Here is a 17,196-nt window from a genome sequence, read left to right as displayed (position 1 = left end):
ACTCAAAGGTGGGGTGCAAACGGTTGCGGGAGCTTCCTCTATTCGTTCAAAGAATTGCAGAATTGATTCATTGCCGCAAATCCCCAATTATTCTTAACAATCAACAACTTAACAATCACCAAGACTCCTCATCGAAAGCCCGGCTATCAGAATTGATACCTGTTTTCAAAAATTGATACATGCCCGAAAGCAGCTTTTGAGCTATAAACTAAAAAGCTAGTTCCCCTCCTTAGATAAGGAGGGGCTAGGGGTGGTTGAAACCGCAGAACGACTTTTAGAACTAGCTCTAAAAAGATATTCTGACGTAATCAACCACCCCTAGCCCCTCCTCATCTGAGGAGGGGAACTAGCTTTTTAGTTTTAGCTTCCCTCCTACCCGGCGGTGGTGTGCAGGGCGCGGAACTCGGAGGGCGACACCTGGTAGCGGGCCTTGAAGCTGGTGGAGAAATACGAGGGCGAGGAGAAGCCCAGTTGGTAGGCCACTTCGGCGATGGTCAGGTCGTCGGTGAGCAGGAGCTGGCGGGCCTTGGTCAGGCGCACGCCCTGGATGAAGTCGGTGACGCCGGTGCCCAGCACGGCCTTGACTTTGCGGTAGAGCTGCACCCGCGAAATGCCCAGGCTGCGGGCCACATCTTCCACCGAGAGGTCGGAGCGCGACACGTTGGCTTCGACAATGGCGGTGAGGTCGGCCAGGAACTTCTGGTCGACGCGCTGGGGGGCTACCGTGACGGTGTCGGTGCTCAGCTCGCGGCGGAAATGCTCGCGCTGCCGGTCGCGGTTGGCCAGCAGGGTGCGCAGGCTTTCGAGCAGAAACGTGGGGTTGAAGGGCTTGGTCAGGTAGAGGTCGGCGCCGGCCTGCACGCCTTCCACCTGCTGCTCGGGGGCGTTGCGCGCCGTGAGCAGCACTATTGGAATGTGGCTCGTGCGCCAGTCGCCCTTGAGTTGGGCCACCACTTCCAGGCCGCTGAGCTCGGGCAGCATCACGTCGCACACAATCAGGTCGGGGATGGTGTCGGCGGCCAGGCGCAGGCCGGTAGCGCCATCCAGGGCCGTATCGACCTGGAAGTGGGGCTGCAGCTTCTGGGTCAGGAAGGCGTTGACGTCGGGGTTGTCTTCGATGACCAGGATCAGCGCCTCGCGGGTGGCGCCGGTGGGCAGCGGGGCGTCCTCGGCCTTGGGCAGGGTCAGGCCTTCGTCGATGGCCAGGGCCGGCGCGGGCAGGGCCGCCTCCGCTGACCGCAGCTCCGGGGGCAGCTCCAGCGGCAGGGTCACGACGAAGGTGCTGCCCTGGCCGGGCTGGCTGCTGAAGGTAAGCTGGCCCAGGTGCAGGCGCGTGAGGCCCAGGGCCAGGGCCAGGCCCATACCCGAGCCCTTGGCCGTGGACTGGTTGCCCTGGTAAAACCACTCGAAGATGTGGGCGCGGTCCTGCTCGGAAATGCCCCGGCCAGTGTCTTCCACGCTGATGCGCACCACGTGGTCGGCGGGCACGGGCTGGATGCTGACGCTGATCTGGCCCCGCTCGGGCGTGAATTTCAGGGCGTTGGAGAGCAGGTTGAAAAAGACCTTGTCGAGGATGTTGACGTCGAACCAGAGGCGGACGACGGGCTCGGCGGGCAGAAACCGGAGGCTGACGCCGCGCTGCCGGGCGGGCTTTTCAAACACGTCCATGATTTCGCGCACGAAAGCCACCAGGTTGCCCTCGGTGGCCCGCACCGGCATTTTGCCCACGTCGATTTTGCGGAAATCCATGAGCTGATTCACGAGCTGCAAGAGGCGCTGGGCGTTGCGGCGCACCAGGCTCAGGTCGTGGCGGTGGGCGGCGGGCAAGTCGGGGGCGCTGGTCAGCATTTCCTCCACCGGGCCCAGAATCAGGGTGAGCGGGGTGCGCAGCTCGTGCGAGAAGTTGGTGAAGAAGCGCAGCTTGGCCTCGGTTTCCACCTTGGCCTGCTCGGCGAAGTCCTGAATCTGGTTGCGCTGCTGGCGGATTTCCTCGTTCTGCCCTTCGAGCTGCTGATTGATGCGCCGGTTCACCCGGAAGGCCCGAAACGCCACCGCCCCGAGCACGGCGGCCCCGAGCAAAGCGGCGGCCAGCACGTAGAGCACCGTTTGCTGGCTGGCGTAGGTGTCGCGCTGCTGCTGCAAGAGCTGCTGCTGGCGCTGAATGTCCTGCTGCTGGCTGCCCAGCTTCTCGGTTTGCAGCTTCATGGTCAGCGCGTTGGTCGAGTCGATGACCATCGTGCCGAGGATGTTTTCCTTGTCGTAGGGCTGGCGGCGCAGGATTTTCAGGGCCGTGCGGATGGCCTCCTCCCCGCCCGGCGAGTAGAGCAGCGTGGCCGTAATGACGCCATCCTGCACCAGCTGAATCCCGCCGCGCATGCCGGGCAGGCCGTCCACGCCCACGATTTTCACCTGGTTCTGCCGGCCCAGCTGCTTGCAGACCTGGTAGGCCCCCAGGGCCAGCCGGTCGTTGTGGGCAAAGATCAGGTCGACTTCGGGGTGGGCGCGCAGCACGGCGGGCAGGCGCGCCAGCACCGAGGGCCGCTCCCAGTTGCTGTTGACCTGGGCCACGAGCTGCACGCCAGGATACGCGGCCAGGGCCTGCCCGAAGCCCCGGTGCCGGTCGACGGCCGGGGAGGAGCCGGGCGCGCCCAGCACTTCCAGCACCTGCCCGCGCTGCTTGAGCAGGGAAGCGGCGTAGTTGCCGGCGGTGCGGCCCACTTCCACGTTGTTGCCGCCCACGTAGGCCGTGTAGAGCTTGGAGGTGGTGCGGCGGTCCAGAATCACGACCGGAATGCCGCGGTTGTAGACTTCCTCCACGATGGGCGTCACGGGCTCGGCCTCGTTGGCCGACACGATGAGCAGGTCGATGCCCTGGCGGAGCAGCTCCTTGATCTGCTGCTCCTGGAGGGCGCTGTTGTAGCGGGCATCCTTGATGGTAAAGCTGACCTCGGGGTAGAAGCTCAGCTCCTTTTTCATGCCCGCCAGCATGGCCTGCCGCCAGGCGTCGCCGTTGGTGCACTGCGAAAAGCCGATGCGGTACTTGGGCGGCGGGGCCGAGTGGGTGCAGCCAGCAAGCAGCACCAGCACCAGGCAGACCAGCCCCAGCCCGCCCCGCAGCGCGGACCGGAGCAGAAAGGAAGCAGAGGGAGTGAATTGCGACATGAAACCGGCCGGGGAGAGAAGCAGGTCCAAGGTACGGAGTTCCCCTAATCCAACGTCTGCCTGCCCCCGCCGGCCAGGGCTGTTTGCCGCTTTGGGCGCGGGGCCTTACCAGTGGCTGGTGAGGGTGCGGTACATCACGTCGGAGCGCAGCACGTACTTGACGCCCTGGTGTAGCCCAGGCACTCCGGGCGGGTGAGGAAGTCCTCGAGCAGGAAGATGGAGTCGGTGAGCTGGGTGTATTGCACGGGAGTAGATCGGTGCAGTTTCCAAGTGGGTGTCCACGCTGTAGAGACGCAACATCTTGCGTCTCCTCGTTGAACAATAGCCGGGCCGGGCGTTGGTGCGAGTCGTTCAACGACGAGACGCAAGATGTTGCGTCTCTACCGCCGCTACCCGGCCTGTACACTCACCGGGGAATTGCTTTAGGTGCAGGAGAAGAAATGTAGAGACGCGTATTCGCGTCTCAGTCGTTGCTGAGGTTGCTACGGCGCGCTACCAGTCGTTCAACGAGGAGACGCGAATACGCGTCTCTACACCGTTTGCGTATTCGCTTTAGGAGGTTGCGGCCGGGCTTTGAAGCGTCAAGACCCAGTTTTGGAGCAGTGCGGCCGGGCTTTGGATGGTTGAGGCGAGGCTTTGGACAATCGGGTCCGGGCTTTGGATGACCGGGGCCGTGCTTTGGACAACTGCGCCCGAACTTTGGATGATTGGGGCCGTGCTTTGGACAACTGCGCCCGGGCTTTGGACGATTGGGTCCGAGCTTTGGAACATCGTGACCACGCTTTGGAACATCGTGACCGGGCTTTGGCGTTTTGGACAAAAAAGAAGAGGTGCCAACCGACGCCTCTTCTTCTCACTGACTAGTCGTTAGGCCCCGTCCATGCGCACGATTTTGGGCGTGAACGAGCCCAGCACGTCCACCAGCTCCTGTTGGCTTTGCATCACCTGGTGGATGTCCTTGTAGGCCATCGGCGCTTCGTCGACGCCCCCACCCTGCAACACCACGTCGTGGGCTTTCAGGTGCTGGCGCACCTGGGCCTCGCTGAGCTCCTGCTTGGCCCGGGTGCGCGACATCAGCCGACCCGCGCCGTGGGAAGCCGAGCCCAGCGACTCGGCCACGCCCCGGCCGCGCACGATAAAGCCGGGGGCCGTCATCGAGCCGGGAATGATGCCCAGCACGCCCGCCCCGGCCGGCGTGGCGCCCTTGCGGTGCACGATAACCTCGCGGCCATCCTGCATGCGCTCCTGCCAGGCGAAGTTATGGTGGTTTTCCACTTTGGCCAGGGGCCGCTCGCCCAGGGCCTTGGCCAGGCGGTGGTGAATCTGGTCGTGGCAGGCCGAGGCGTAGTCGCCGGCCAGGGTCATGGCCGCCCAGTACTCCTGGCCCAGCTCCCCGTCGAGGCCCAGCCAGGCCAGGTGCTTAGCCTCGTTGGGCAACTGGCAGTTTTCCATGGCCAGCTTGGTGTAGTGGTTGGCCACGCTGGCGCCCAGCCCGCGGGAGCCCGAGTGCGAGAGCAGGCCCACGTACTGACCCACGGGCAGGCCCATTTCGTTGGTCGGGTCGGTGATGTCGACCACGCCGAACTCGACGAAGTGGTTGCCCGAGCCCGAGGTGCCGATTTGCTCGGCGGCCGTTGCCTGCTTGTTGCGCAGGAAGGGTACGTCGCGGAAGGTGGCGCTGTCCAGCACGGCGTGGCCGAGCTTTTTGCCCCGGTCGAAGCCGGTGCGGTTACCGAAGCGGGTGTTGTCGAGCAGTAGCTTCTGCAATTCCTGGACCCGCTGACTGATAAATTTGGGCGGCAAAGCAAACACCGACAGCGCCATGCGGCACCCGATGTCGACGCCCACGGCGTAGGGAATCACCGCGTTATCGGTAGCCAGTACGCCCCCGATGGGCAGGCCGTAGCCGTGGTGGGCGTCGGGCATCAGGGCCCCGGCGACGGTAACGGGCAGCTTCATGGCCGTGTCCATCTGGTGCAGGGCGCCGGGCTCGATGTGCTCGGCCCCGTAGAGGGCGTAGGGCTTGCGGGCCACCAGCTCGAGGTGGCGGGACGGAGGCGGCAGCAGGGCGGCGGCCACGTGGCTCCAGTCGAGGTGAGTGGCGAAGTCGTGAGGCGCGGCCAGCAGGTGCTGAAGCAAAGCCAACTGGTCGGTAAGGGAAATTTTCTTGAGGTGCTTGCGCTGGAGCTGAGCTAAGGCAAGGCCGATGGCGCGGCCTTCGGGGAAGCCAAGCTGCCGAAGGTCGTTGCCGCGTAGTTGTTGGGCCATAAAAAGGGAGTCCGCAGACGTGAGGTAGAAGGAAAAACGGCCGGCAATGGGGCGGCGGCACCCACAGTTCGGTGCCGCCGCCGGGCCGCGTTTTTTTTAAGAAGAGAAAATGGTTGCCGGGCTAAGGCAACGGGTGATAAGGTGGGTAGTCCGGAGCGTATTTTCAGGACGAAGGAATACTACCCGACGACACCGTTGCCGGCCCGGCTCCTGCCAGTGGGCAACCTGGGTGGGCAGCCAGTATGCTGTGCTCTAACCAGCTGGGCTACTGCCTCGCGGCAGGAAGGACTCGAACCTCCGACCCCAGCGCCCCAAGCGAAGTAAGGCTACCCGACGGCACCACTAGCAGGATTTTGGTTGTCAGTTGTTCGTTGTCAGTTGTTAGTGCGGGCAAAAACCTGACAACAAACAACCAGCAACTGACAACTGACAACGCTATACAAAACTCGTTGGGGCAACTGGGCGCCCAGCCCGTTATCCTGCTCTAACCAGCTGAGCTACCGCCAATTCGTGAACTGACGAGGAGGATTCGAACCCCCGACCCGGGCATTAAAAGTGCGAAGTAAGGCTAGGCTACGGCACCCAACGAGGTATTCTTCCATTCTGATTCCGGGGCGACAAGCGGGGCGCCCTACCAACTGGCGCGGCTACGTTTCGCCACGGCTCACCGGGTGGTGAGCCGGCGGGAGTTGAACCCGCACGCCCTTGCGGGCACCAGGTAACGACGAAGGATTGCGCCCCTACGGCACCCGAAAAAAGAATGGATCAAGCCAGCCCAACCGGGGTAAAGAATGAGAAGCGCGTGCTCTACCAGACTGAGCGACTTTCGGCGGCCAGTGCTGGCGCCGAAAGTCAGGATTCGAACCTGTTACCCGATGGAACGCTTCCCGACGACACCCGGCGGGATTTTTTACTCAACCATTGCCGGCGTCCGGGCAATAACCGGCTGTGTACGATTTCCTGCGCCCTAAGCAGGCGGGTCCTGGTCCCTATTCGGCGAACGAAGTAACACTCGCCACGACACCGGATGCAACGGCAAATGGATTGAGTAAGGTCAGGGCAACGGGCACCCGGCGAATGTTTTCCTGCGGCGGCCGAAGCTGCCTCAGCGGGATTCGAACCCGTAACCGTCCGTTGCCGGACAGCCTGAAAACTAACCACGAAGTATCGCCCGGCTACGGCACCTGACCAGAGAGTTGGTCACCGAAGTAGTCGGAGGCGGGCCCGGCCCGTTTGGCCGTGCATTTAGGCCCCCGACGTATTCGGATGACATCTGGTGAAAGACCCGGGTGGAGAAGGGAGATGTCAGACGTGCGCTACGCGGCCGAAGCCAACGCACTTCTCCCCTCTCAGTACCTCAGATCGACAAGTCAATTTTTTCGATTTCGCTCAGCGCCGAGTTCCCGTTTTCCAGGGCCTGCAGCACGTCGAACACTTTATCCGACCAGCCGGCAATCAGGGCCACGCCGTGGCCTTCGCGCACTTCGAGCGGGGCCGAACCGTGGCCGGCCAGATCGAAGAGGTAGAGCCGGGCCCGGGGTGCCACGGTGCGGCGGTAGTCAATCCAGGCCTGGGCCAGGGTACCGCCGTCGTTGGTGCTGTTCCAGAGCTGGCAGTCGGTGAAGATCATCACCTTATCGACCACCTCCCGGCGCTGCAACAGGTCCTGGATAACCAGGTGGCCGTTGGTGCTGTAGCCCACCTCGCCTTCGCGGCGGTAGAACTCCTGCACGTTTTGCAGGGTCCGGCCCCGGGGCAGGCTGATGCGCTTCCAGGTGTCGCCGAACATGCCGGTCACCACGTGCCCGCAGCGGCCTTGCAGGAGCATGCCCAGCACCAGGCCCACGTCGTAGAGCAGCACCTTGCTGCGCGCCGAAACCGGTTGCTGCATCGAGCCCGACACGTCGCAGGCCACTACCACCCGGGTATCGGCCGCGAAGCCGCGCAGGTTAACCACGCTGTGGGCAATGGCCGTTTCCAACGCTTCCAGCACCAGCGGCACGTAGCCCGACTGCAAGGCCAAGACCTCGCGGTAAGCGGCCAAAAAACGGAAGGGCAGCTGCTTGGCACGGCTCACGGCCTGCTCGTTGCTCAGCGTGGCACACACCCGCTCCACGGCCCCGGCCGACACGCCGGCTTCGAGGATGTTGCGCAGGTTGCGCAGCAAGGCCATGTAGCCCAGCTTACCGCTACCAATGAGAGTTTCCCAGGTGGCGCGGAAAGCCGCCGTGCGCTCCTCAGCCGAGGCAAAGGCTTGCTGCCCCAAAGCCGACAGCTCGGTTTCCCAGGTGTAGGGCGTGGGCAGGGTGCCCTGCACGAGCTGGTCGAACAAGGCTTGCTGCTCGGAATTGCGGGCCGTGGGGTGCACCAGAAACAGCGCGTCGCGCAGGCGCACCTGCCCGGCCCGGTCGTACTTGGCCAGCTGGTAGCCGTCGAACCGGTTGAAGCTGTGGGCCAGGCCTTTCTGCACCTGCTTGGAGAGGCGGTTAAGGGTTTTCACCCCTTCCCGCTCGTTGGCCTGGGCGTAGTAGGCCAGCAGCTCAGTTATTTCGTCGGCGCGCTGCACCACCCGGGCCACCAGGCGGCTTACCAGGCTGTCGCCGCGGTGCTGGCGGGCCAGCTCCACGGTCAAGACCAGGGGCACGGTGCGCAGGTAAAGCTGCTCGCGGGCGTATACTGCCAGCCGGGCTACGAACTCGGGGTCGTTGCGGGCCACCAGCTCGCGCAGGCGCCGCAGGCGGGTATCGGCTTTTTCGTAGAACTGGTCGCTCAGGGCCGTCGTGGCCACGGCCGCGTACAGCTCCAGCTGGGGCGTCAGGGTGTAAGCTACCGCGCCTTCGTGGTTGAGGGTGGTAGCGGCTTTACGAAAGGGTAGATTGAAGCGCATGGTGGGGGAATTTTGGAATCAGGATGAGAGGTAGGTGGTGAATCCGGTAGGACGAAGCACTCAGACTTGGTCAGATGTGCTTGGAGAGGCTGAGCTGGGCTTCGGTGGCCCAGCGCGCTACCCAATACCGCTCGTGCGCCAGCATGGGGCGGTTGTAGCGGCCCCGGGCCTGCACCACGGTGCGGTTGCCGAGTACTTCCAGCGTAATGCTGCGGGCGCCGTCCATCTTCAGGGAGAAGATGCCGCAACGCCCCCGCTGGCAGGAGTGCAGGTACGACGCCACGCAGTGGTGCAGGGCCCGACCCTCGTCCAGCAGCTCCTCGTAGGTGCGCAGCTGGCGGATCAACACCCGCTGGTCTTCGCCGCTGGCAAAGTCACTGACCAGCAACGGGCTCCAGGTGGTCGAAAGCAGCTGGCCGGCGTGGCGGGGCCCGCGGGCCAGCTGCCGGTGCCATTGCTCGGTGCGCGCCAGCACGCTGTTCATGCTGCGGCCTTTCAGCGAAAAGCCCGGCTGGGGCGGCTCATCGCCGATGCCCACGGTACGCTTCTGCTGAATCCAGTCGCAGACCGGCCCGAAGTGCTGCGGGTCGACCAGGGGCGCGGCGGCAAAGAAGTCGACCACGCCCAGCCAGAAGTCGTCATCGGGCCCCACGGTGCGGCTCCACTCGGTTTGCAGCACCGGCCCGAGCCAGCTGAGCGCCCCGCGGGCGGCCAGCTGCCCGTAGCGCAGGGCTTCGATGAAGGTGCAGCCGGCCGGGGCCTGCCGCATGGCGTGCTCCTGCTTTTTGGTCAGGGCCCGGGGCAGGCCCGGAAAGCTGCGCAACGAGTGGCCCTGGCCCAGATGAATGGTCAGCTCGGCCAGCTGCACGCCGGCACAAACCATTTCGCCGCTGGCCCAGGCTTCGAGTACCCAGCCGGGCACGTCGCCGTAGGCATCGAAGAGGTGGCGCACCAGGCTTGCCAATTGCCCATACACGTTGCGGGTGCGGGGGTGCCAGTCGGCCAGCTCGCGCTGCCGGCTCCAGTAGTGCTTTCCGATCAGGCCCAAAGCGGGCACCATCTCGGGGCGGTCCAGCAGGGCGGTGCGCTTGGCGGCCAGGGTCAGGAGCGTCTGTCGAACGCGCTGTTTTTCCAGCACGGTCCGGTTTCCTACCCAGTGCCGGTAGCGCAGGGTCGATATCGGGTCGTCAGCAGGTAGCTCCTGAATACCGGCGCAGGAAAAAAGAAAGTCAATTTGTTGCCCGGCCGACCACTTGCGGCGGTCGGCGTGCCGGGCCAGGGCTACGAGGGCTTGTTGAGTGTCCCGCACGTGGCGGGATACGGGTTTGTTACGGTTAGACATCCGGGTGGATTCCCTGCGCGAGGGTAGTTACCGGTGGAAAAATCAGATGGCGGCAGGGCCTGAGAAGCAGGCGAAGCAAGTAAGATTCTGAAGCTTTCGTACATGGTGTTTTTTAGTTAATCAGTGTGAGAAATAAATTCACGTTACCGCGAATTCGTCTTAACAGTTAATTTATTTTCTATCGAAAAGACATACCTCTTTCACGTCGCCGGAAATTATTTTTCGGCGAATAAATACTATGAAAAAGGCCCGGTTTCTGGGAGAAGCCGGGCCTTTTTCACGAATCAGTCACGTAGTATTTACCTACGAGAAATGTTCAACGAAAAATACCGGCCGCAACCATTCCATTCCCGGCGCAGAGTCCGTTTGGGCTGTGGTTGATAGAAGTAGCAGTCCTGGGCAGGGTGCATGGCCGAAGGATGGAAAGGGGTGAAAAACAAACCACCCGAACCTTCTGGGGTTCGGGTGGCGGAAGTATGAGGCGAAACCTGCTGCTACTTAGCTATACCGAACCGGGGCCGAAGCCAGTGGCTTCATACCTTCTTGTTTGCTGGTGTAGTTAAAGTGGCGGGACATGGTTTCAGTTGTTTTTCTGTGGTTGAGTGATGCAAATATGAAGGGACTTTTTGTATCCACCAAATTAGTTCGAAAAAATAATTTAAATATTTTTTCGAACCGTAATTAGCAACCGGCAAGCTGGCCTAATTAATAGCAATACAAAACCACCGCCTGCTATTCCAAAGCGCAATTTCAGCGTTTGAACCCCCAGTCAAATTATACGTTGAAGCACGCACCTGCTTTTTATTTGGCGTACTCGCTAAATAAGCATCGGGCATCTGCTGCGGTAGTGGCTCATTCGTTCAGTGGCGGGTGGTTAGCCGGTGTTAGTCGTCGCTGGTGGTAGTATAGGTGGCGGGGTAGCCGGCGGCTTGCAGGGCATCTTTAATGGCGGGCCAGTCGGGCTCGGCGCCGGTGGCCGAGGCTACCTGGGCCTGCCCCTCGGTGAGCTGGTCGACCAGCAGCTGGTGGTCCTGCAGAATTTTCCGCACCGTTACCAGGCTGTCCGGGGTGGTCATGGCGGGCACCTCCACGCAGTAGCGGACCAGCTGGGTATTGTTGGCGGAAGGGTCGGAGAAGGAAGTAGGCATGGTGAATGGAGTGAAGGTGGGTGGGCGCGGGTGTGGGCTGGCAACGTGGCCGCCCCCTGGTATGTACTGAGTCGGGCGACTTTGGTTATGGCCCAGGTGCAGCGCGCGGCCCCGGCAGACCCGAACCAGGTAGAAATACGTGGTTTTTAAATCCCGTGGTTTTACGCTGAAAGCCCGCTCCGCCGGGCCGTTACTTCGCATCGTTAAGCCGCTGAAGGATGTGCCGGGGCCAGTTGCTACTGCGCGCCGCTTGCCTTTGCCGCGCCTACGGGCCCGGGCAGCTTTCCCGTTTTCCGGGCGTGCCACTCCCCTACTCCGCTACCGCCGGCACCTGGGCCGGTAGCCAAGCTGCCGCAACCGGGTGCTGCCCGGGCCTCATTTTCCACCTTCTTTCCCTGATTACCATGGGCTTCCTTGGACTTATTCCCGCCACCGACCTAGCGGCTTCCTACAACGTACGGACGCGTCAGCTCACGCTTTTCGCCAAAGGCGAGGCGCGGGACTTCACGTATGGCTTCACCTTCGACCGGGTTCCAAGCCTGGGCGGACTCAAATTTGAGCTGCTGGGCTGGACGGGCCCGCTGAAAGACCCCGCTTCGTATTCGCCCTACGTCCACGAGCAGGCCTTTGCCATCCAGCTTCCCTCCCCGGTTTTTCCTTCCGACTCGGTGCTGATCGTGGATGAAAATCATCGGGAGGGAGTGGCGGTCGACATCCGCTATACGGGCGGCTTGCCCCCGGCCACGGCCGACCAGGACACCGGGGCGGCCGGGGCCGCCAGCCCAAGCCCCACGCCCGCCACGGCCCTGGATGAGCACGTGACGGTGATGCTCGGGGAGAATTTCAACATCAAGGCGTCGACCAGCACGCCCCCGTTCGGCGCCGTCACCATCAAGTTCGATACCACGGTGCTGGAGCTGCTGCACTCCCGCATCGAGAACCTGAACATCGTCTGGACGCTCAGGCCCCTGCGCAGCGGCACCACGCAGGTCGTTGTGACAACGCACTTCACCATCGAGCCCGTCCAATTCAGCACCTTCTACGACGTGAAAGTCATCGAGTACAGCGAAGTCATGCAAACGGCCAACACCTAGCCCGTTCGACTTCGGGCCGCGCCCGGCTAGGCGCGGCCCACGCTCTTTGCCTACGCGGGCCCGACTCACTGGTGAGTTGGGCCCGCGTAGCTGCTTTAGGGCCACTTGAGGCGGGGCTACGGGAAACCGGCTGACAGCGGCGGAGCACGACTTTCGGGGGCTACTTCCCGTACAGCCTGCTTACCCGCTCACTGCTCCGCCGTTGCCCCGTTTCATGCCCTGCCTTGCCACTTCCGAACGCTACACCCTCGATTTGCCCGCCGGCCACCGCTTCCCCATTGCCAAGTACGAGCTGATCCGGGAACAGCTGCTCTGGCAGGGCATCGCGCCGCCCCACGACTTCTACGACCCCGGCCTGTGCACTGAGCAGGACGTGCTGCGGGTGCACACGGCCGCTTACTGGCACAAAGTGCGCGACCAGCAGCTCTCGGCCGCCGAGGTGCGCCGCCTGGGTTTGCCCCAGAGCGAGCGGCTGGTGCTTCGCTCCCTGAGCAGCTCGGCCGGCACGGTGCAGTCGGCCCGGCGGGCCCTGCGCGATGGGGTGGCCCTGAACCTGGCCGGGGGCACCCACCACGCCTTTGCCGACCGGGGCGAAGGATTCTGCGTGCTCAACGACATTGCCATTGCCGCCGCTCACCTACTCCACCACGGCCTGGTGCGCCAGGTGCTGGTCGTGGACCTGGACGTGCACCAGGGCGACGGCACGGCCAGCATTTTCCGGGAGGAGCCGCGCGTCTTTACCTTCAGTATGCACGCCGGGGCCAACTATCCGCTGCGCAAGGAGCAGTCGGACCTGGACGTGGCCCTGCCCCTGGGCCTCGACGACGCGGGCTATCTGCAGCAGCTCAAGGCCGTACTGCCCGACTTACTGGACCAAGTGCAGCCCGATTTTGTCTTCTTCCAGGCCGGCGTCGATGTACTGGGCACCGACAAGCTCGGCAAGCTGGCCCTGACCCAGGCCGGCTGCCGCGCCCGGGACGAATTCGTGCTGGGCCTCTGCCGGCAGCAGGGCCGGCCGGTGGCCGTGAGCATGGGCGGCGGCTACTCCGAGCGGATCGGCGACATCGTGGATGCCCACTGCAATACGTTTCGGGTGGCCTACGAGCTGTTTGGCTAAACGGTGAGGTGGTGAGGTGGTGAAATGGTGAGTTGCGGTTCTGGTCGGGCTGCTTTGGGGTTTAGGTACACGGCTGGCAACCCGATTTTGAGAAGGGAAATTGGTTACGGCCTACCTTTGCCCCATGAATCTGCACAACCCTGCCACCGACCTGCCCGCCGCCAACTCCCTGCCTACGCCCGCGCCGGAGGCCAGCCCCGGCACGCCCGCGCAGCAGGCTTTCCGCCAGGCCATTCAGGACGTGGAAAACCTGCGCGAGCGGCTGCGGGAGCTGGAAGAAGGCCAGGCCGAAGCCCGGCGGCGCTACTGGCAGCAAGTGGGCCCCTTGGCCCAAACGGTGGTAGCGGCCCGCCGCGGGCTGTTTGCGCCCCTGGAAGAAGCCCTGCTCCTGCCCTATTTCAACCGGGCCGAGCAGCGCCAGCTGGAGGAAGTAATTCTACACAACGCCCGGTCCTTGCACGACCGGTTCGGGGAAGACGTGGCCGACATCCTGCAGCGCCACGCCCCGGCCGCCGCCCCGCCGCGGGAACAGCCAGCCGCCCAGCAGGCTCCGGGTCCCGACGATGGCCGCCCGGAGCCCAGCCAGCCTACGCGCAAAACCAAGGGCAAAAAGGCCCGGGAAGCCGAAAAGGCGGCCCAGGAGGAGCAGCAGAAACTGCTGGGCAACACCAAAAACCTGTACCGGCAGCTGGCCCGCGCCAACCACCCCGACCTGGAGCGCGACCCGGCCCGGGCCCAGGAAAAAACGGCCCGGATGCAGCGCATCACGGAAGCCTACGAGGCCAACGACCTGTACACCCTGCTCCAGCTGCTCTCCGAACACGCCCCCGGCCGCACCGATACCGAGTCAGAAGACCTGCTGGCCCGCTACACCCAGGCCCTGCGCAAGCAGCAGGACGAGCTCAAGCAGCGCATGAACGAGCTCAAGTACGGCACCAGCAGCGCCTTCGCCGCCACCGGCAAAAAACAGGAAGCCGAGCTGCGCCAGGTGAAGCGCCACCTGCGGGCCGAAGCCGAGTACCTCCAGCACATCGAACAACTCATTCAGGACCCCGAAAACCTGCGCGACCTGCTCCGCCAGCTCGCCGCCGAGGGAAACAATATTTAAGGTGCTAATGTGTTTTGAATGTGCTGAAGTGCTAATGTGGGGAATGTGAGGAATGTGGGGAATGTGGGGAATGTGGGGAATGTGGGAAATGTGAGAAATGTGCTGATGCACAGCTCGCAATGACACGAGGAAATTAGCACCTCAGCACATTCCTCACATTAGCACATTATTCTCCCCTCAGCACATTCCTCACATTAGCACCTTACTCTCACCTTACGAAAGCAGCTCGACGTGGCCGCGCAGGTCCATCAGGAAGCTGCGCACGCGCAGGGCGCGGCCGTGCTCCTGGCCCCAGGCGTGGATTTTTTCGGTCAGCTTGCGCGCGTACTGCGTGTGCAGGACCTGCTCCCGGGCCTGGGCCTCGTCCGAGTCGTCGAAGTCGCCATTTTCGCCCAGAAATACGCGGTAGGCCCCGCAGTTGCGGTGTTCCAGCAGGTACACGTCTTCCACGTTGTGGAGCTTGCAGGCCACGTCGAGGTGGTCGAAGAAGGCCTCTTCCCAGTGCTGATTCACGTCGGCGCCCAACGCGCAGCCGGCCAGGATAAACTGGTCGTAGCGGTTAATCAGGTTGTCGCTGGCCATAAACTGCACGGTTTCGTCGAGCAGGCGCAGATCCATGCAGCTCAGCAGCAAAACGGTGCCGCGCGGCGGCGGATACGAATGGGGCATGAAATGAATGCTAGGTGTGGTAAAAAATGATTGAAAAAGAGAAAAGTGCCTACGCGGCGCGAATGACCCGCGTTGCCGGGGCGCGCTACCGCAAAAATGCCTCAATCTGCCCCAACACGCCCGGGTCGCGCATAATACGGTTGTGGCCCAGGCCCGTGGTGGCCCGGAAGTCCAGCCCCGGCCAGCTGCGGGCAATGGCCTCGGCTTCCTCGAACGGAATAGTTTCGTCGGCCTGGTCGTGGAGCAGCAGAGCCCGCGCGGCCGGCACCTGGTGGCCCACTTCCGTGAGGCTGTAGCTTTCGGAGGTGCGGCCGTGGCGGGCTTCGGCAAACCGCACCATGCGGGCCGCTACCTGGGCCGGCAGCCGCAACAGCTCGGCAAAGCGCCCGAATACGGCCGGGGTGCTGCCCGGCACGCTCAGCAGCACCAGGCGCGGCAGCAGTTGCCCCTCGCCGTTGAACTGCACCGGCAGCCCCGCCGTGGCCGCCGCCCCAAACGAGTGCGCCACCACGCCCCAGATGGGTCCTACCGCGTCGGCCACGGCCTGAATGGCGGCCCCGAACTGGGGCAGCGTGGTGCGCCGCCCCGAGGAGGCCCCGTGGGCGGGCCCGTCGAAGGCCACGACCCGGTAGCCGGTGGCGGCCAGCCCGGCGGCCATGGCGCCCCAGAAGCTGGCCCGGTGCTCCCAGCCGTGCACCAGCAGCACGGTGCGGGCCCCGGCCGGGTTCCACTCGTAGGCCACCAGCTGCCCGCTGCCAAACGCCACCTCGAAGCGGCGCGCCCCGGCCAGGGCCGCGGTTTCCCAGGCTTTCAGCGGCAGCCGGCGCGGGGTGGTAAACAGCCGCCACGCCGAGCGAAACGCCAGCGTCGTCGATACGGCCGCCAGCAGCCGAAACTTCAGGCGCAGCAGCTTCAGGGCCGGGGGCGGCGCGGGGGTGGTAGCAGTAGTCATGGGGGCAAATATCCGCACTCCCGCCGACTCAGAGCCCCATTGGCGGGCTTAGTCGTCCTGCTCGCTGAGGCGGGCCAGCAGCTCCTCTACCTGCCGCTCCAGGCGCGTGAGGCGCTCCTCCAGCGTGGACGGGGGCCGCAAGTGGGTGGTAAACACGGCCTTCACCTCCCAGATTTCCAGGGCCTGGTCGAGGGCAAACTCCTCGGTACCGTAGTCGGGGTTATCGGCCCGCAGCCGCAGGTGGGTGGGCGAAATTCGCTCGGCCAGGCGGCGTACCAGCAGCTTGCTCTGGGTTACGAAGGCGTAGACGCGCTGCACCCGCAGGTTGGGCGCGGCCAAATCGACGCGGCGGCACAGGATGACGTCCTGGTGGCGCAGGCCCTGCTGCTGGTGCTGCATTTCGGCCCCTACTATCTCGAAGGCGCGGGTGGCCGGCCCCAGCGTGTGCGGAAACGTGAGCGGGGGCAGTGCATCCAGAAAGGCTGAGTCGTGGTGCTGCACGATGTATTCGAGCAGGCGGGCGGCCGGCACGAAGGGCGTTACGTGGGCCTGCTGGTCGGCCCGGGCGGCGGGCTGAGCGGCCGGCGCGGGCGCGGCTTCCTTCTGGTAAATATCGAAGTGGTAGAGCTCATTTACCGTCAGCTCTTTCGTTAGTAGCAAGTCGACGGATAAGCCAAAATGCTGAGCAATCTGAATCAGCGTCTCCATTTTCGGCTCGGAGCGGCCTTCTTCGTAAGCGCCCACGCTGGGCCGGGCCAGGCCGAATAATTCGGCAAAAGCGGCCTGACTCAGCTTCTTGACCGTTCTGATCTTGCGGATGTTCTTACCAACGTAGGACATAGCGGGGAAAAATATTTCGCTCAAAGCTTGAGCACCTCTCAAACTTTGAGTACACTTGCACCGTAAAGCTACCACATTACGCCCAACCCGCTTTAGTAGTCCGCTATTTTTTTGAGCACCCAGCCAATAAGCGCTGCTCTGTCCCGCCGGCCACCCGCTCCATCTTTCCTACCTTCTGCTGATTCTCTCACCTTATTGCTCTTTATGGCCGACGCCTACTTCACCAAAATCCACCGCTACTTACTGGAGCTCGGCTTCGACATTCACCACCAGGACCCAGCCGTCAACATTCTGGTCGTGAGCCGGCCCGAGCTGGGCATTGAGCATCTGGTGCTGGGCTGCGGCGAGCCGCTGCTCATTCTGGAGCAGCACCTGCTGGATTTGCCCGGCCCGAGCTGCGAGGTGTACCAGCGCCTGCTCCAGAAAAACCGCGACATCATCCACGGCGCCTTCGTGCTCGACGACTCGGGCCGCAAGGTCATTTTCCGCGACACGCTGCAGCTCGAACACCTCGATTTGCCCGAGCTGGAAGCGGTGTTCAACTCTTTGGCCCTGCTGCTGAGCGAATTCAGCGACGAGCTGATTGCCTTTTCGAAAGCCTAACCCCGT

At 63.5% G+C, this 17,196-nt stretch carries 12 protein-coding genes; 4 read left to right on the top strand and 8 right to left on the bottom strand.

From position 1 onward, the window contains the following. Positions 1-372: 372 nt before the first annotated feature. The 5 genes from E5K00_RS01585 to E5K00_RS01565 form a co-directional block, all read right to left on the bottom strand. Positions 373-3,162, bottom strand: coding sequence for a substrate-binding domain-containing protein (locus E5K00_RS01585; RefSeq protein ID WP_135461006.1), 2,790 nt, complete (start codon positions 3,160-3,162; stop codon positions 373-375). Positions 3,163-4,029: 867 nt separating this feature from the next. Next, positions 4,030-5,430 carry an RtcB family protein gene (locus E5K00_RS01580; protein WP_135461004.1) on the bottom strand — a complete coding sequence of 467 codons (1,401 nt, stop codon included), beginning with the start codon at positions 5,428-5,430 and terminating at the stop codon, positions 4,030-4,032. A gap of 1,357 nt (positions 5,431-6,787) precedes the next feature. Continuing rightward, complete coding sequence (locus E5K00_RS01575; RefSeq protein WP_135461002.1) at positions 6,788-8,317, bottom strand: TROVE domain-containing protein; 1,530 nt, start codon at positions 8,315-8,317, stop codon at positions 6,788-6,790. Positions 8,318-8,387: 70 nt separating this feature from the next. Then, the gene (locus E5K00_RS01570) at positions 8,388-9,626 is read right to left on the bottom strand and encodes a PcfJ domain-containing protein (protein WP_167856706.1); all 1,239 of its coding nucleotides are present in this window, start codon (positions 9,624-9,626) and stop codon (positions 8,388-8,390) included. Positions 9,627-10,543: 917 nt separating this feature from the next. Continuing rightward, a complete protein-coding gene (locus E5K00_RS01565; RefSeq protein WP_135460998.1) occupies positions 10,544-10,807 on the bottom strand; it encodes a hypothetical protein in 264 nt (87 codons plus the stop codon). Positions 10,808-11,211: 404 nt separating this feature from the next. Between E5K00_RS01565 and E5K00_RS01560 the strand changes: the two genes are divergently transcribed. From E5K00_RS01560 to E5K00_RS01550, 3 genes are all read left to right on the top strand, one after another. After that, positions 11,212-11,901, top strand: a complete 690-nt coding sequence (locus tag E5K00_RS01560; RefSeq protein ID WP_135460996.1) for a hypothetical protein — start codon at positions 11,212-11,214, stop codon at positions 11,899-11,901. 214 nt (positions 11,902-12,115) lie between these two features. Then, positions 12,116-13,018 carry a histone deacetylase family protein gene (locus E5K00_RS01555; RefSeq protein ID WP_135460994.1) on the top strand — a complete coding sequence of 301 codons (903 nt, stop codon included), beginning with the start codon at positions 12,116-12,118 and terminating at the stop codon, positions 13,016-13,018. 124 nt (positions 13,019-13,142) lie between these two features. After that, the gene (locus E5K00_RS01550) at positions 13,143-14,126 is read left to right on the top strand and encodes a J domain-containing protein (protein ID WP_135460992.1); all 984 of its coding nucleotides are present in this window, start codon (positions 13,143-13,145) and stop codon (positions 14,124-14,126) included. A 213-nt stretch (positions 14,127-14,339) separates the two neighbouring features. On the opposite strand, the gene E5K00_RS01545 is transcribed toward E5K00_RS01550, so the two are convergent. From E5K00_RS01545 to E5K00_RS01535, 3 genes are all read right to left on the bottom strand, one after another. Then, positions 14,340-14,795: a hypothetical protein gene (locus tag E5K00_RS01545; RefSeq protein WP_135460990.1), complete on the bottom strand. Its 456-nt coding sequence runs from the start codon at positions 14,793-14,795 to the stop codon at positions 14,340-14,342. Between the two features lie 85 nt (positions 14,796-14,880). After that, positions 14,881-15,747, bottom strand: coding sequence for an alpha/beta fold hydrolase (locus E5K00_RS01540; RefSeq protein ID WP_135460988.1), 867 nt, complete (start codon positions 15,745-15,747; stop codon positions 14,881-14,883). A gap of 48 nt (positions 15,748-15,795) precedes the next feature. Beyond that, the gene (locus E5K00_RS01535; protein WP_135460986.1) at positions 15,796-16,587 is read right to left on the bottom strand and encodes an XRE family transcriptional regulator; all 792 of its coding nucleotides are present in this window, start codon (positions 16,585-16,587) and stop codon (positions 15,796-15,798) included. Between the two features lie 204 nt (positions 16,588-16,791). Here E5K00_RS01535 and E5K00_RS01530 point away from each other — a divergent pair, with 204 nt between their 5' ends. Continuing rightward, complete coding sequence (locus E5K00_RS01530; RefSeq protein ID WP_135460984.1) at positions 16,792-17,190, top strand: type III secretion system chaperone family protein; 399 nt, start codon at positions 16,792-16,794, stop codon at positions 17,188-17,190. Positions 17,191-17,196 lie beyond the last annotated feature (6 nt).

The organism is Hymenobacter aquaticus, from assembly GCF_004765605.1.
Taxonomy (GTDB): Bacteria; Bacteroidota; Bacteroidia; order Cytophagales; family Hymenobacteraceae; genus Hymenobacter; species Hymenobacter aquaticus.
The sequence above is the reverse complement of the archived record's forward strand: the minus strand, read 5'-3'. Positions and strand labels throughout refer to the sequence as shown.

What these genes read in the sequence shown, in the direction of transcription:
- E5K00_RS01585 (WP_135461006.1), bottom strand. Translation starts at nt 3,162, where the DNA reads ATGTCGCAATTCACTCCCTCTGCTTCCTTTCTGCTCCGGTCCGCGCTG.
- E5K00_RS01580 (WP_135461004.1), bottom strand. Translation starts at nt 5,430, where the DNA reads ATGGCCCAACAACTACGCGGCAACGACCTTCGGCAGCTTGGCTTCCCC.
- E5K00_RS01575 (WP_135461002.1), bottom strand. Translation starts at nt 8,317, where the DNA reads ATGCGCTTCAATCTACCCTTTCGTAAAGCCGCTACCACCCTCAACCAC.
- E5K00_RS01565 (WP_135460998.1), bottom strand. Translation starts at nt 10,807, where the DNA reads ATGCCTACTTCCTTCTCCGACCCTTCCGCCAACAATACCCAGCTGGTC.
- E5K00_RS01560 (WP_135460996.1), top strand. Translation starts at nt 11,212, where the DNA reads ATGGGCTTCCTTGGACTTATTCCCGCCACCGACCTAGCGGCTTCCTAC.
- E5K00_RS01555 (WP_135460994.1), top strand. Translation starts at nt 12,116, where the DNA reads ATGCCCTGCCTTGCCACTTCCGAACGCTACACCCTCGATTTGCCCGCC.
- E5K00_RS01550 (WP_135460992.1), top strand. Translation starts at nt 13,143, where the DNA reads ATGAATCTGCACAACCCTGCCACCGACCTGCCCGCCGCCAACTCCCTG.
- E5K00_RS01545 (WP_135460990.1), bottom strand. Translation starts at nt 14,795, where the DNA reads ATGCCCCATTCGTATCCGCCGCCGCGCGGCACCGTTTTGCTGCTGAGC.
- E5K00_RS01540 (WP_135460988.1), bottom strand. Translation starts at nt 15,747, where the DNA reads ATGACTACTGCTACCACCCCCGCGCCGCCCCCGGCCCTGAAGCTGCTG.
- E5K00_RS01535 (WP_135460986.1), bottom strand. Translation starts at nt 16,587, where the DNA reads ATGTCCTACGTTGGTAAGAACATCCGCAAGATCAGAACGGTCAAGAAG.
- E5K00_RS01530 (WP_135460984.1), top strand. Translation starts at nt 16,792, where the DNA reads ATGGCCGACGCCTACTTCACCAAAATCCACCGCTACTTACTGGAGCTC.